General features: G+C 73.1%; 14 protein-coding genes. 9 read left to right on the top strand and 5 right to left on the bottom strand.

All coding sequences use genetic code 11. The annotated features are described in order from the left end of the window. Positions 1 to 94: 94 nt before the first annotated feature. On the bottom strand, positions 95 to 751 hold the full coding sequence (gene trmB, locus RKE38_RS01780; RefSeq protein ID WP_316005744.1) for a tRNA (guanosine(46)-N7)-methyltransferase TrmB: 657 nt from the start codon (positions 749 to 751) through the stop codon (positions 95 to 97). A 115-nt stretch (positions 752 to 866) separates the two neighbouring features. Between trmB and RKE38_RS01785 the strand changes: the two genes are divergently transcribed. Next, positions 867 to 1,382: a DUF4395 domain-containing protein gene (locus RKE38_RS01785; RefSeq protein WP_316005745.1), complete on the top strand. Its 516-nt coding sequence runs from the start codon at positions 867 to 869 to the stop codon at positions 1,380 to 1,382. 36 nt (positions 1,383 to 1,418) lie between these two features. Here the strand turns inward: RKE38_RS01785 and RKE38_RS01790 are convergent, their stop codons facing one another. The 3 genes from RKE38_RS01790 to RKE38_RS01800 form a co-directional block, all read right to left on the bottom strand. Next, complete coding sequence (locus RKE38_RS01790) at positions 1,419 to 2,513, bottom strand: PP2C family protein-serine/threonine phosphatase (protein WP_316005746.1); 1,095 nt, start codon at positions 2,511 to 2,513, stop codon at positions 1,419 to 1,421. A 125-nt stretch (positions 2,514 to 2,638) separates the two neighbouring features. Continuing rightward, positions 2,639 to 3,106 (bottom strand): ribose-5-phosphate isomerase, encoded by a 468-nt coding sequence (locus tag RKE38_RS01795; protein ID WP_310148513.1) that lies wholly within the window; start codon positions 3,104 to 3,106, stop codon positions 2,639 to 2,641. Positions 3,107 to 3,114: 8 nt separating this feature from the next. Continuing rightward, positions 3,115 to 3,744 (bottom strand): DsbA family protein, encoded by a 630-nt coding sequence (locus RKE38_RS01800; protein ID WP_410055420.1) that lies wholly within the window; start codon positions 3,742 to 3,744, stop codon positions 3,115 to 3,117. A gap of 128 nt (positions 3,745 to 3,872) precedes the next feature. Between RKE38_RS01800 and pepN the strand changes: the two genes are divergently transcribed. The 6 genes from pepN to RKE38_RS01830 all read left to right on the top strand — a co-directional run bounded on the left by pepN (position 3,873) and on the right by RKE38_RS01830 (position 11,854). Next, a complete protein-coding gene (gene pepN / locus RKE38_RS01805; protein WP_316005747.1) occupies positions 3,873 to 6,437 on the top strand; it encodes an aminopeptidase N in 2,565 nt (854 codons plus the stop codon). Then, entirely contained in the window at positions 6,430 to 7,362 is a 933-nt protein-coding gene (locus RKE38_RS01810; protein WP_316005748.1) for a mechanosensitive ion channel family protein, read from the top strand. The genes pepN and RKE38_RS01810 overlap by 8 nt, the downstream gene beginning before the upstream one ends. Next, positions 7,359 to 7,781: a globin gene (locus RKE38_RS01815; RefSeq protein WP_316005749.1), complete on the top strand. Its 423-nt coding sequence runs from the start codon at positions 7,359 to 7,361 to the stop codon at positions 7,779 to 7,781. Before RKE38_RS01810 ends, RKE38_RS01815 begins: the two co-directional genes overlap by 4 nt. Before the next feature lie 88 nt (positions 7,782 to 7,869). Next, positions 7,870 to 9,573 (top strand): glycoside hydrolase family 13 protein, encoded by a 1,704-nt coding sequence (locus RKE38_RS01820; RefSeq protein ID WP_316005750.1) that lies wholly within the window; start codon positions 7,870 to 7,872, stop codon positions 9,571 to 9,573. Between the two features lie 77 nt (positions 9,574 to 9,650). Next, complete coding sequence (locus tag RKE38_RS01825; protein WP_316005751.1) at positions 9,651 to 10,445, top strand: glycerophosphodiester phosphodiesterase; 795 nt, start codon at positions 9,651 to 9,653, stop codon at positions 10,443 to 10,445. Then, on the top strand, positions 10,442 to 11,854 hold the full coding sequence (locus tag RKE38_RS01830) for an MFS transporter (protein WP_316005752.1): 1,413 nt from the start codon (positions 10,442 to 10,444) through the stop codon (positions 11,852 to 11,854). The genes RKE38_RS01825 and RKE38_RS01830 overlap by 4 nt, the downstream gene beginning before the upstream one ends. A gap of 14 nt (positions 11,855 to 11,868) precedes the next feature. Here RKE38_RS01830 and RKE38_RS01835 read toward each other — a convergent pair whose 3' ends face one another. Beyond that, positions 11,869 to 12,834, bottom strand: a complete 966-nt coding sequence (locus RKE38_RS01835) for an NAD(P)-dependent oxidoreductase (protein WP_316005753.1) — start codon at positions 12,832 to 12,834, stop codon at positions 11,869 to 11,871. 11 nt (positions 12,835 to 12,845) lie between these two features. Here RKE38_RS01835 and RKE38_RS01840 point away from each other — a divergent pair, with 11 nt between their 5' ends. Together RKE38_RS01840 and RKE38_RS01845 are read left to right on the top strand one after the other, a co-directional pair. Further along, complete coding sequence (locus RKE38_RS01840) at positions 12,846 to 13,433, top strand: TetR/AcrR family transcriptional regulator (protein ID WP_316005754.1); 588 nt, start codon at positions 12,846 to 12,848, stop codon at positions 13,431 to 13,433. Next, positions 13,430 to 14,620: a hypothetical protein gene (locus tag RKE38_RS01845; RefSeq protein ID WP_316005755.1), complete on the top strand. Its 1,191-nt coding sequence runs from the start codon at positions 13,430 to 13,432 to the stop codon at positions 14,618 to 14,620. Before RKE38_RS01840 ends, RKE38_RS01845 begins: the two co-directional genes overlap by 4 nt. Position 14,621: the final 1 nt, after the last annotated feature.

A 14,621-nucleotide genomic window follows, 5' to 3' on the forward strand; every position in this document is an offset into this window, starting at 1 on the left:
AGGTGCAGAGAGGCGTGCGACTTCGGGCCACCGACCCGCGACTACAGCGCGCAGGTCCGGGGCTCGGTGGCCCGAAGTGGGGGAAGTACGCGGGTCAGACGAGGTCGGCGCGGAACTCGGTGACCCGCCGCCCTGCCGCCAGGCCCTTGGCCTCGAACCCGTCCCGTGGCCGCCACGGCGGCCGCTCCCCCTCGGTCACCACGAACCGCGGGTGCGCCGCGAGCTCCGCCCGGGCGTGCACGGCATACGTCTCGTGGTCGGTGGCCACGAGCAGGTGACCGCCGGGCACCAGCCGCGAGGCGAGGAGGTCGAGCGTGTACGGCGCGAGGAACCTGCGCTTGGCGTGCTTGGCCTTGGGCCACGGGTCGGGGAAGAACAGGTGCACCGCGGCCAGCGAGCCCGGCGCGATGCGGTCGCGCAGCAGGGCGACGGCGTCCCCCTGGTGCAGCCACAAGTTGCGCAAGCCCCGCCGGTCCGCCTCCGCGAGCATCCGGGCCAGGGCCGGGGTGAAGACGTCGACGGCGAGCAGGTCGTGCCCGGGGTGCGTCTCGGCGTACGCGACGGCGGCAGCGCCGTGCCCGCACCCGATCTCGAGCACCACGGGCGCCACCCGGCCGAAGGCGGCCGCAGGGTCCAGCGGGCCGTCAGGGATGTGGTGGCGGGGGAACAGCGCCTCGACGCGCTCGAGGGTCAGCGCCGACATCCGCCCGCGCCGCGCGTTGTAGCTGCGCACGTGTCCCGTCTCGTCCACGCCCCCAGCGTGGCAGACCGCCGCCGGCGCCTCGTCGCAGCCCCCGCACCCCCGGACCCGTCCGCGTGACGGACCCCACGTGATAACCAATCGTTATCTGATCCATAATGGATGCATGCGCATCTCCCGGTTCCCCAACATCGTCGACGACGTCACCGTCCGGCTCATCGCCGGCGTCGTGCTCGTCCTGGGTGTCCTCGCACTGGCCGCGCACCAGTGGTGGCTGTATGCCGTGCTGGCCGCCGACTTCGTGCTGCGAGCGGGCTGGGGCCCGTCCGCCAGCCCGGTCGCCCGGTTCGTCGGACGGTTGGTCCGCCCCCGGGTGGCTGCGGCCCCGCGCTACACCGCCGGGCCGCCCAAGCGGTTCGCGGCCACCATCGGGGCCGTGCTGACCCTGGCAGCCACCGGGCTGTGGCTGGCCGGCGCGTCGGTCCCCGTGGTCGTCATCGGGGTCGTCATGGTGGTCTTCCCGGCCCTGGAGGCGCTGGCGGGGATCTGCGTGGGGTGCCTCGTCTTCGCCGGGCTCATGCGCCTCGGGCTCATCCCCGAGTCGATCTGCGTCGACTGCGCCAACATCGGCCGCAGGGCGGCAGCCCGCTCCACCGCCGCCGCGGAGCCCGTCGCCCGCTGAGGGCGGGCACCGGACGGGACGTCTGCTGCCGAAGGCTCAGCGGCGCCAGACGAGGACGGCCGCGCGGTCGTCGGTCTCGCCGGCCCGGGCGGCCGCGCACATCCGGGCGACCATGCCCTCGAAGCCCTTGGAGATCATCCGCTCAGCCGTCCCGAGCATGCGGTCGATACCGTCGCGCAGGTCGCGGTCGCGCACCTCGATGACGCCGTCGGTGTAGAGCAGCAGGGCGTCGCCGCGACCGAGCCGACCCGTGATGCGCGGGAAGGTCAAGCCCTCCGTGACGCCCAGCACCGGACCCTCGTCACCCTCGAGCACCTCCCAGCGCCCGGACCCGGCGTTGAAGCGCACGGCCGGCGGGTGGCCGGCCGAGCCGACGCTGAACTCGCCGGTCTCCAGGTCGAGCATGGCGTGCGCGGCCGTCGCGAACCCCTCGTCCCAGGCCTGGCGCAGCAGGTAGGAGTTGGCGGCCGGGAGGAAGCGGTCGACCGGCATCGAGCCCAGCAGGCCACCGAAGGCGCCGGACAGCAGCAGCGACCGGGTACCGGCCGCGATGCCCTTGCCGGACACGTCGACCAGCACCAGCTCGAGCACCGACCCCGTCTTGCTCGTGACGAGGAAGTCGCCTGAGAAGGAGTCGCCGTACGCGGACAGCACCGCCAGCTCGGCGCCCCAGCCCTCGGGCAGCGGTGGCAGCTCGCCCTGGGTGCGCAGCCGGTCGCGCAGGTCCACCAGCATCGACTCGCCGAGGTTGCCCTGGACCCCCAGGCGCGCCCGGGACGCCGCCACCCAGAACATCATCGCCATGATGGCGACGAGCACCACCAGCGCACCCACCAGCGTCGTCGTGGCATCGCGGTCGACGACCGTGACCAGGGCCGCGACGAGGATGGCGGAGTCGACCAGGGCCAGCCGCGCGGGAGGCAGGAAGAGCCCCGCCAGCACGGCGACCGGGATGTAGGCGGAGAACGGGATGGCCGAGGGCCACCGCAGCATCGACCAGCACAGGACACCGGTCGCCACCAGGAGGACGAGGACCGTCCCGGCGTTGCCCCACCGCAACCACTGCGCCCGTCCCCGCTGGACCCGGGACGCGAGGGCTCGGCGTACGAGCAGCGTCCTGTCGACGTCCAACGTGTGAGGTCCTTCGGCAAGGCGGGGGGCGGGAGCCCCGCTACGTCGCGGCACGGGTTCGGCCCCTCCCGATCCCTGCGCACACCCTAGTGGCGTGCCCGGCGGTGCCGCGGCATTTCCACAGATCAGGGCAGGGGCGGGAGCGTCCCGGTGCTCTCGTACTCGCCGACCATCGCGATCCGCCGCTCGTGCCGCGGAGCCTTCGAGAACGGCGTGGCGAGGAAGGTGCGGACCATGTCCTTGGCCTCCTCGACCGTGTTCATCCGGCCGCCGATGGAGATGACCTGCGCGTTGTTGTGCTCCCGCGCCAGCTGGGCCAGCTCGGTGTTGTAGCACAGGGCGGCGCGGATGCCGGCGACCTTGTTGGCCGCCATCTGCTCACCGTTGCCCGAACCGCCGAGCACCACGCCCAGCGACTCGGGGTCGGCCGCCACCGCCTCGGCCGCGCGGAGCACGAAGACCGGGTAGTCGTCCTCGGCGTCGTAGGAGTGGGCACCGTGGTTGGTCACCTCGTGCCCCTCGGACTCCAGGAACGAGACGAGCTCGTTCAGCAGGTCGTATGCCGCGTGGTCGCCGCCGATGTGGACGCGCATGGGGTCTCCTACTCGAAGATGGGGCCGACGGTTCGGCTGCGCTTCAGCTCGTAGAAGCCGGGGGTGCCGGCGACGAGCACGCAACCGTCCCACAGACGGCCGGCGGCCTCACCCTTCGGGGCCGGCGTGACGACCGGGCCGAAGAAGGCCTCGCCGTTGACCGCCACGACCGGGGTGCCCACGTCGTCGCCCACCAGGTCGATCGCCCGCTGGTGGCTGGCGCGCAGCTCGGCGTCGAAGTCGTCCTTGTCGGCGTACTCCGCGAGCTCGACCGGCAGCCCGACCTCCTCAAGGGCGGGGACGATGACCTTGGCGAAGTCCTTCTCACCACCGAGGTGGATCCGCGTGCCCATCGCGTCGTAGAGAGGCTTGGTGACCTCCTCGCCGTGGAACTTGCGAGCAGCCATGACCACGCGGACCGGGCCCCAGCCCTTGTCCATCATCGCCCGGTACTCCTCGGGCAGGTCACGGCCCTCGTTGAGGACGGACAGGCTCATCACCGACCAGGTCACGTCGACGGGGCGGACCTTCTCCACCTCCATCATCCAGCGGGAGGTCATCCACGCCCACGGACACAGGGGGTCGAACCAGAACTCGGCGGCGGAGCGGGTGGTCGAGACGTCGGTCGCAGCACTCACACCCCCAATCCTGCCACTGGCCCCGCGCCCGGTCGCGCCGGGTGGCGCGACCCCGGGTGCGCCCTCCCGGGGTCGGTCGCCCGTGACAGGATGGGCCGACCCCTGGACACCCACCGCAGGAGCTGTTTGTGCCTGGCAAGAACCTGACCCGCGACGAGGCGGCCGAGCGCGCCGGCCTCGTGCAGGTCGACCACTACGACATCGCCCTCGACCTCACCACGTCCGAGACGACGTTCCGCAGCACGACGACGGTCACCTTCACGAGCACCCGTCCGGGCGAGGGCACGTTCATCGACCTCATCGCACCCTCGGTCGAGGCGATCACCCTCAACGGCGAGTCGCTCGACCCGGCCACCCACTTCGACGGCCTGCGGGTCACGATCCCGACCACCGCGGAGCAGAACACGCTCACGGTCGACGCGACCGCGGCATACACGAACACGGGTGAGGGGCTGCACCGCCTGGTCGACCCCGTCGACGGCGAGGTCTACCTCTACTCCCAGTTCGAGGTGGCGGACTGCCGGCGCGTCTTCACCGTCTTCGAGCAGCCCGACCTCAAGGCGACCTACGGCTTCACCGTGACCGCCCCCGACCACTGGCAGGTCGTCTCCAACTCCCCCACCCCCGAGCCCACGCCGGTGCGCGAGGGTGCGGCCACCTGGGCGTTCGCCCCGACCGCGCGGATGTCCTGCTACATCACCGCGCTCGTGGCCGGCCCGTATGCCGTGGTGCGCGACGAGGCGCAGACGCGCAAGGGCACCGTGCCGCTGGGCATCTTCTGCCGCCGCTCGATGCTCGAGTTCCTCGACGCCGACAACGTCTTCGAGCTCACCAAGAAGGGCTTCGCCTTCTTCGAGGAGGAGTTCGACTGCGAGTACCCCTTCGAGAAGTACGACCAGCTCTTCACGCCCGAGTACAACATGGGCGCGATGGAGAACGCCGGCGCCGTCACCATCAGCGAGATCTACGTCTTCCGCTCCAAGGTGACCGAGGCGATGGTCGAGCGCCGCGGCGTGACGATCCTGCACGAGCTCGCGCACATGTGGTTCGGCGACCTCGTCACCATGAAGTGGTGGAACGACCTGTGGCTCAACGAGTCTTTCGCCGAGTGGGCGTCGACCACCTGCCAGGCCGAGGCCACCGAGTGGGAGAGCGCGTGGACCACCTTCGGCATCGCCGAGAAGGCCTGGGCCTACCGGCAGGACCAGCTGTCCTCGACGCACCCGATCGTGGCGCCGATCCGTGACCTGCAGGACGTCGAGGTCAACTTCGACGGCATCACCTACGCCAAGGGCGCGTCGGTGCTCAAGCAGCTCGTCGCCTACGTCGGCCGCGAGCCGTTCCGCGACGGCCTGCGCGCGTACTTCGCCAAGCACGCGTGGGGCAACACCACGCTCGACGACCTGCTGTCCGAGCTCGAGGCCACCTCCGGCCGTGACCTCGGCGCCTGGTCCAAGCTCTGGCTCGAGACCGCCGGCGTCAACACCCTGCGCCCGGTCGTCGAGACCGACGACCAGGGCCTGCTGTCCTCGGTCGTCATCGAGCAGACCGCGGTCGAGGAGCACCCCACGCTGCGGCCACACCGCCTCGCCGTGGGCCTCTACGACGTCGACACCGCCGAGGACGGCACCACCAGCCTCGTGCGCACCCACCGGGTCGAGCTCGACGTCGACGGCGAGAGCACCCCGGTGCCCGAGCTGGTCGGGCGCCCTGCGCCGGACCTGCTGCTCGTCAACGACGACGACCTGGCCTACGCCAAGATCCGCCTCGACGAGCGCTCGCTCGCCACGGCCCTGGCGCACACCCGGTCGTTCGCCGACAGCCTGCCGCGGGCCCTCGTGCTCGGCGCCGCCTGGGACATGACCCGCGACGCCGAGATGCCCGGGCGCGACTTCGTCGACCTGGTCCTCACCACGCTGTCCGGCGAGACGAACTCGACGATGCTGCGCACCCTGCTCGGGCAGCTGCGCACCACGCTGGAGATGTACGTGGCCCCCGACCACCGCGCCGAGGCCGTGTCCACCGCCTCCGCGCGGCTGCGCGCGCTCGCCGAGGCGGCGACGCCGGGCAGCGACGCGCAGCTGCAGCTGCTCACCACGTATGCCGGCGTGCAGCCCGGCGGGGACCACGCCCGCTGGCTGCGCGGCCTGTACGACGGCTCCGACGTGCTCGAGGGCCTGGCAGTCGACACCGACATGCGCTGGACCCTGCTGACGTCGCTCGCCTCGGTCGGCGCGGCCACCGAGGCGGAGGTCGACGCCGAGAAGGAGCGCGACAACACCGCGACCGGCCGCGAGCGCTGGGCCCGCGCCCTCGCCTCCATCCCCACCCCGGAGATGAAGGCGGCCGCCTGGCGGCGCGCGGTCGAGGAGGAGGGGCTGCCGAACTCGGTCATCGAGGCCATCGCCCTGGGCTTCACCACGGTCCACGACGTGTCGCTGCTCGAGCCGTACGTCGCGCGGTACCACGAGATGCTCGACACGGTGGAGTCCAAGGGCTCGCACGCCATCGTCGAGATCCTGGTGACCGGCTTCTACCCGATGGTGCTCGCCAACCAGGAGCTGCACGACGCCACCCAGAAGTGGCTCGACAGCCACCCGGACGCACCGGCGGCCCTGAGGCGCCTCGTCGTGGAGAACCGCGACCCCGTCGCGCGCGCCCTGCGCGCCCAGGCCCGGGACGCCGATGCTTGATCACTTCGTGCAGGAGCTGGGCAAGCTGACCTGGCAGGGTGTCGCCGACTGGTTCCTCGGCGCCCCGCTCCAGATCGTCGTCGTCGTCCTCATCGCCCTGCTCGCGCGCTGGGTGCTGCTGCGCTCGATCGGCCGGACCGTGCAGGTGACGCTCGCCCGGGCTGACGCCCGGCGCGAGCAGGAACCGGGCCGCGCTCGTCGCGCGATCGCCTCGGCCACGGGGACGGCGCACGAGCGGCACCGCCAGCGGACCCTGACGATGGGGTCGCTGTTGCGCAGCACGGTGACCTTCGTCATCGCGCTGATCACGATCCTGACCGTGATGGGGATCGTGGGCATCAACCTCGCCCCGATCCTGGCGACGGCCGGGGTCGGCGGGGTGGCGCTCGGCTTCGGAGCGCAGAGCCTGGTCAAGGACTTCCTGTCCGGGATCTTCATGATCCTCGAGGACCAGTACGGCGTCGGCGACGTCGTCGACACGGGTGAGGCCATCGGCACGGTCGAGGAGGTCTCGCTGCGCGTCACGCGGCTGCGCGACGGCCAGGGCGTCGTCTGGTACATCCGCAACGGGGAGATCGTCCGGATCGGCAACAAGAGCCAGGGCTGGTCGACGGCCGTCGTCGACCTCCCGGTCGCCTACAGCGAGAACCTCGAGAAGGTCATCCCGCTCATCCGCGACGTCGTGCACCGGCTCGACGAGGACGAGGCCTGGCAGGACAAGCTCCTCGAGGAGCCGCAGGTGGTGGGCGTCGAGTCGATCACCGGTTCGGTCGTCACCATCCGGGTGATCGCCAAGACCGCGCCCGAGCAGCAGTACGGCATCTCGCGCGAGATCCGCGAGCGGGTCAAGACGGCGTTCGACGAGAACGGCATCAAGGCGCCGGTCATGACGCCGTTCGGCCCGGGCCCGGTGGGCGGCCGATGAGCGCCACGACGCCCGGCGGACCCGGCACGCCGGGCCGGCCGACGAGCTTCTACGACCAGGTGGGCGGGCACGAGACGTTCCGCCGGCTGGTGCACGAGTTCTACCGCGGCGTGGCCCAGGACGAGCCGCTCAAGGCGCTCTACCCGGAGGAGGACCTCGGCCCGGCCGAGGACCGGCTCCGCATGTTCCTCGAGCAGTACTGGGGCGGCCCGACGACGTACTCCGAGCAGCGCGGCCACCCCCGCCTGCGGATGCGGCACCACCCCTTCAAGGTCACGCCCGCCCAGCGCGACCGGTGGCTGCACCACATGATGGCGGCGGTGGACACGCTCGACCTCGCGCCGGCCGACGACCTGCTCCTGCGCGACTACCTCGAGCGCGCCGCGCACTCGCTGGTGAACTCGCTCGACGACGAGTAGACGCGCAGGCCGCAGCCGCGTGACCGGCATACGGTCACCGGCGGGGTGGATTTCGTCCGGTGGCACCCATGCGGGAGCATGGTCCCCCGTGACTGACACGCTCTCCACGGACCTCGTCCACCCCGCCGACTCCGCCGACGCCGCCTGGTGGCGGCACGCGGTCATCTACCAGATCTACCCCCGGTCGTGGGCCGACTCCGACGGTGACGGCGTGGGCGACCTCCCCGGCGTGACCGCCCGCCTGGAGCACCTGCGCGACCTCGGCGTCGACGCCGTCTGGTTCAGCCCCTTCTACACCTCCCCCCAGGCCGACGCCGGCTACGACGTCGCCGACTACCGCGACATCGACCGGCTCTTCGGGACCCTCGAGGACGCCGACGCGATGGTGGCGCGTGCCCACGAGCTCGGCCTCAAGGTCATCGTCGACCTCGTCCCCAACCACACCAGCGACGAGCACGTGTGGTTCCAGGAGGCCCTCGCCTCGGCCCCGGGCTCGCGCGAGCGCAACCGCTACATCTTCCGCGACGGCCGCGGCCCGGGCGGCGACGAGCCGCCGAACGACTGGCACTCCGTCTTCGGCGGTGCCGGCTGGACCCGCGTCACCGAGGCCGACGGCACGCCCGGCCAGTGGTACCTGCACCTGTTCGACTCCAAGCAGCCCGACCTCAACTGGGACAACGACGAGGTCCACGCCGAGTTCGAGTCGATCCTGCGCTTCTGGCTCGACCGCGGCATCGACGGCTTCCGCGTCGACGTCGCCCACGGGCTCATCAAGGAGCCTGGGCTGCCCGACTACGACGCCGAGCTGCACATCCTCGACGGCGAGCTCAAGCCCGGTGCGCCCAAGCCCCCCATGTGGGACCAGGAGGGCGTGCACGAGGTCTACCGCGCCTGGCGCAAGATCCTCGACGGATACGGCGAGCCCGACCGCATCCTGTGCGCCGAGGCCTGGGTGCGGCCGCAGGAGCGCGCCGTCCGCTACGTCCGCCCGGACGAGATGCACCAGACGTTCAACTTCGACTTCCTGCAGTCGCAGTGGCGGGCGGCCGACCTGCGCGCCGTCATCGACACCTCGCTCGCGGCCGCCGACTCGGTCGGTGCCCCGAGCACCTGGGTCCTGTCGAACCACGACACCGTCCGGCACGCCTCGCGCCTCGGCCTGCCCGTCGGCGAGCGCCGTCCCAACGGCATCAGCGCCGCCGACCCGCAGCCCGACCGCGAGCTCGGCCTGCGCCGGGCCCGCGCCGCGTCGACGCTGATGCTGGCCCTGCCGGGCAGCGCCTACGTCTACCAGGGCGAGGAGCTCGGGCTGCCGGACTCCACCGACATGCCGGCCGAGTTCCGCCAGGACCCGACGTTCATCCGCACGCAGGGCAAGGAGATCGGTCGCGACGGCTGCCGGGTGCCGATCCCGTGGGTCAAGGACGCGCCGTCGTTCGGCTTCGGGCCCTCGGACGCGACCTGGCTGCCGCAGCCCGCGGTCTACGGCGAGTACGCCGTCGACCAGCAGGTCGGTGTCGAGGGCTCGACGCTGGAGCTGTACCGCGACCTGCTGCGCGTCCGCCGCGAGCGCGAGCTCGGCACCGGCGGCCTCGCCGAGCTGGCCGGCTACGGCGACGACGTCGTGGCGCTCGTCAACACGGGCCAGGGCCAGAGCACCCTGGTCCTGGCCAACTTGGGCACCGAGCCGGTTGCCCTCCCCGAGGGGTCCACGGTCCTCGTCGCGTCGGGTCCGCTGACCGACGACGGCCTCGTGCCGCTCGACACCACGGTCTGGGCCACCACCGCCTGAGCCGCGAGGAGTGGCGAGCCCGGACCGACGGGACCACCCGACGGGACCGGCGGCGGCTCGCACGGCAGACTGACGCCGTGCGACCCGCCGACTTCGCCTACTTCGACGCCCCGACCCCGATCGGCCTGGCCCACCGGGGCGGCGCGAAGCTGGCGGACAACGTGCACCTCGAGAACTCCCTCGCGGCGTTCCGGCGTGCGGTGGACCTCGGGTACCGCTACCTCGAGACCGACGTCCACGCCACCAGCGACGGGGTCCTGCTGGCCTTCCACGACGCGGTCCTCGACCGGGTCACCGACATGGCGGGCCGGATCGCCGACCTCCCCTGGTCCATGGTGCGCTCGGCACGGATCAACGGCACCGAGCCCATCCCGCTGCTGTCGGACCTGCTCGAGGAGCTGCCCTCGGCACGCCTCAACATCGACGTCAAGGCGCCGGGCGCCGTCGCACCCCTTGCCGAGGTGATCGCCCGCCACGACGCGGTGGACCGCGTCTGCGTCGGGTCCTTCTCCGACCGCCGGCTGCGCGCGGTGCGCCGGCTGCTCGGGCCGGGGCTGGCGACCTCGGCGGGTCCTGCGGAGGTCGCCGCGATGCGCTTCGCCCCCGGCCGCGTGGCGCAGTGGCTGCGCTCCCCTGCCGCCGCGCTCCAGGTCCCCACCGCCCACGTGGTCGGCGGCCGCACGGTCGAGCTGGTCACCCCCGAGCTGCTCGAGCGCGCCCACGCCATGGGCAAGCACGTGCACGTGTGGACCGTCGACGATGGGCAGGAGATGCACCGGCTGCTCGACCTCGGCGTCGACGGGATCGTCTCCGACCGCATCGACACCCTTGCCGCGGTGCTGGCCGAGCGCGGCGTACCGTTGAGCGGGTGACCAGCCCCGCACCGACCGCGAGGACGACGGCGGCCGGCGCCGGGGGCGGGGTCTTCGGCCCGGCCCACGCCCTCGTCTCGCTCGCGCTGGTGGCGCTCATCACCGTCATCGCCTTCGAGGGGATGGCGGTGTCCACGGCGATGCCGGCGGCGGCGCGCGAGCTGGACGCCGTCCGCTCGTACGGGCTCGCCTTCTCGGTCATGCTCACCACCCAGCTGCTCGGCATCGTCCTCGCCGGCGTGTGGTGCGACCGCTCCGGTCCCCTGCCGTCCCTGTATGCCGGACAGCTCCTCTTCGCGGCCGGCTGCGCCGTGTGCGGCTCGTCCAGGGCCTTCGGGCTGTTCCTCCTCGGGCGCGGTGTCGCCGGGCTGGGGGCGGGGCTCATCATCGTGGCGGGGTATGTCGTCATCGGCCGCGTCTACCCAGACTCGTTGCGCCCCAAGGTCTTTAGCGTCATCTCCGCCGCGTGGGTGCTGCCGTCGCTCCTCGGCCCGCCGATCGCCGCGTGGGTGACCACGACGTGGTCGTGGCGGTGGGTGTTCTGGCTCGTCGTCGCGCCGGTCGTCCTGGCGATGACGATGGTCCTGAGCCGCCGCGCCCAGATCGCCGCGGCTGACGACGGCATCGACGCCTCGAGCCGCGACCACCGCGCGCACACGAGGGCCGCCTGGTTCGGGCTGCTCATCGCCGCCTCCGCCGGGGCCCTCCAGTGGGGCACGCACGACCTGTCGGCGCAGTGGTCCGCGCAGACGGTCGTCGCCGTCGTCGGGGTCGGCGGGATCGCCGTCGCGGCGCCCCTGCTGCTGCCGGCCGGGACGTGGCTGCTTCGCCGGGGCCTGCCGTCGGTGATGCTGGCCCGGTTCCTGCTGACCTGCTCCTTCTTCGGGACGATCACCTACATCCCGCTCATGCTCGTCAACGAGCGGGGGCAGTCCCTCGGCACGGCCGGCACGATCCTGGCCGTCGGGTCGCTCGGCTGGTCCGCGGGCTCCTGGGTGCAGGGCCGGGACCGGTGGGCGGGGCGGCGCGACCGGCTGGTGGTGGCCGGCGGCGTGCTGCTGACGGCGGGCCTGCTCGGCGTCGTGGCCGTCACCCACTTCGACTGGCACCCGTGGCTCATCGCCCTCGCCCTGGTCGCGTGCGGCACCGGCATGGGGCTCGGCACCGCGAGCCTGTCGGTCCTGTCGCTGACCCTCACTCCCCCGGCCGACCACGGGGCGACGTCGTCGTCGCTGCAGCTGGCCGACGTCCTCGGCTCGGTGATCGGGATCGCTGCGGCCGGGGCCGTGTTCGCGGCGCTGCACACCCGCGCCGGGCAGGACGTGCCGGTCTTCGTCGGCATGTGGCTAGGCCTCAGCGCCGTCGCCGCCTGCGTGGTGCTGGCCGGCTCCCGCATCCGCGCCCGCTGACCGTCGCAGCCCGTTCAGCCCGGCGTCGCCGCACCCACGCGCCGTGCCCGCGAGCGCTCGCGCACCGCCTCGAGCACGACGGCCATGTCGAGGTCGCCCCAGCCGGCCGCGACCGCCTCGGCGAAGAGGTCGCGGCAGACGTCCGCCATCGGCGTCGCCACGTCGGCCCGGCGCCCGGCCGCGACGATGAGCTCGGCGTTCATCAGGACGTCCGCAGCCCCCGCCTGGACCTCGAAGTCGCCGTCGAGCAGCTTGCCCAGCTTGGCGCGGGCCACGGTGCTGACCATGGGCCCCTCCTCCACGACCCGGCGGAACGTGTCGAGGTCCAGTCCCTGCTCGGCAGCGAAGTGGAAGGCCTCGACGAGCCCGGTGACCTGGGTGATGAGGAACAGGTTCACCGCGAGCTTGGTCAGCAGCGCGGACCCGACGCCGCCGGTCTCGACCACCGCACGGCCCAGCGGCTGCAGCACCGGCGACACCGCGGCCCGCACCGTCTCGTCCCCCGCCAGCATCACGACCAGCTGGCCGGCCTCCGCGACGGGACGCGACCCCGAGACGGGCGCCTCGGCATACCGCCCACCGGCCCTGGCGACGTCGCGGGAGAGGCGCACGGAGAACTCCGGTGACGTCGTGCCCATGTGCACCACGGTCCGGTCTGCGACCAGTGCGGCGAATCGCGAGGTGTGGCGCCCGAGCACGCTGTCGAGCACGTCCTCCGAGGCGAGCATGAGGAGCACCACGTCAGCCGCCGCGAAGACCTCCGCGACGTCTGCCGCGACACGGGCACCGGCGCGGCCGAGCTCCTCCGCCGCCGCCGATGACCGGTTCCAGACGACCAGCTCCGCGCCGGCCTCCACCAGGTTGAGCGCCATCGGACGCCCCATGACACCCAGCCCGACGAACCCCACAACCACGACGTACCTCCCGCTCACCGGTACTATGACGCTCGTCATAGTAGTCATAAGTATGACGGTGGTCATAGAGTCACGACGTGAGCAGCGACAGGCGGACGCATCGCGAGAACATGGTCTACGTGGCAGCGCAGAAGCTGCGCGAGCAGGGCGTCGCCGGCGCCGCCCTGCGCACCGTCGCGGCGGAGGCCGGCGCCCCGCGGGGCTCGTTGCAGCACTACTTCCCCGGCGGCAAGGACCAGCTGGTCACCGAGGCGCTCGCGTGGTCGGGTGAGTTCGCAGCATCGCGCGTCACGGCATACCTCGAGCGGACGCGGACACCCAGCCCGTCCGGCCTGTTCGGCGCGTTGGTGCGCGAGTGGGTCGCCGAGCTCGAGCGCCGCGACTTCGCGCGCGGCTGCCCCGTGGCCGCGACCGTCGTCGACTGCGCCGAGGGCAGCGAGACGCTGCGGCGGGCGGCGTCGGACGCCCTCGCCACCTGGCAGCGACCGCTGCGCGAGGGGTTCGCCTCCATGGGGGTCCCCCGGCGGCGCGCCGGCGCCCTGGCGGTCCTGGCGCTCTCCGCCCTCGAGGGCTCGATCATCCTGTCCCGGGCCGAGCACGACACCGCACCGCTGCGGACCGTGGCTCGCGAGCTCGGGCCCCTGCTGGACTCCGCCCGCACGTGAGCGCCCGCGCCGCGGCCACCTGGCTGCTCCCCGCGGTCACCGCGGCGTCGTTGGCGGTGGCGGTCGTGGGCTGCAGCGGCAACCAGGGACCGCCTCCCGCCCCCACGCCCCGGCCGCTCGCCTGGGCGCCCGTCCCGCTGCCGCGCGGCGACGAACCTCTCACCCTGGCGGCCTCCGCGGACGCCGCCGTCGTCGGGGCCACGTCGTCCACGGGCCCCTCCCTCTGGTCGGTGGGCCTCGACGGGCGCACCCTCGCCGCGGTGCCGCTCACACCCCGAAGCACCTACGCCCACTCGGCCCACTGGGCGTCCCTGGCCGTGGACGGGCAGCACGTCGTGGGGGTGGGACGCGCCACCGGGGGCGCGCACGGCCTGCCCCGGTGGACCGTGTGGGACGGCAGCGCCTCCGGGGTGCAGGAGCGCCCCCAGCCGTTCGAGACCTTCGGCGGCCCGAGGGCGGGCGGGCTCGCAGCCGTCGCCACCGGCGCCGGCAGGGACGTCGTGGTCGGCGCGTGGGACGACGGCGGGCCCGGGCTCGACGGCACCCTCTGGCTGCGGGCCTCGCAGGAACGGTGGGACCGCCTGCCGAGCACCGGCACGTCGCTCGCCAGCAGCTCCACGAACCTGGTGCAGGTCGCGACGGTCGCCCTGTCCGGCGGGCCCGGCGGCCCCGGCGGGGTCGTCGTCGCTGGCGCCACGACCGACCTCTCGGGCCCCACACCGTCCCAGCGGCCCGTCGCCTGGACGTCACCGGACCCGCGTGGCCCGTGGGAGCGCCACGACCTCCCGGCGACGACGTCGGCGGCCGGCGCGACGGGCAGCGCCTGTGACGCCAGCGGCTGCTGGCTCGTCGGCACCGACGGCGACGCTGCCGCCCTCTGGCGCCTCACCGCGCCCTCCACGCGTCCCCGCGACGCCTCCACCTCCGTGGTGGCGCGGGTGCCACTGCCCGGAACGGTCGCCTCGTCGTCCGCCACCGGCGCGCTCCCGGCGCTCGACGGCGCGGGCCTCTGGGTGCTCGTGCGGGGCCACCGGGGCGCGCTCGTGCACAGGGACACCGTCGGGACGTGGTCGGCGTGGGCCGCACCGCCCGGAGACGTGCAGGCACTCGCCGCCTGGGGCGGACACCTGGCCGTCGTCACCTCCGACGGGAGGACGAGGCGGCTGCTGGTCGCGAACGTGAGCTGAC

The organism is Phycicoccus sp. M110.8 (assembly GCF_032464895.1).
Lineage (GTDB): Bacteria > Actinomycetota > Actinomycetes > Actinomycetales > Dermatophilaceae > Pedococcus.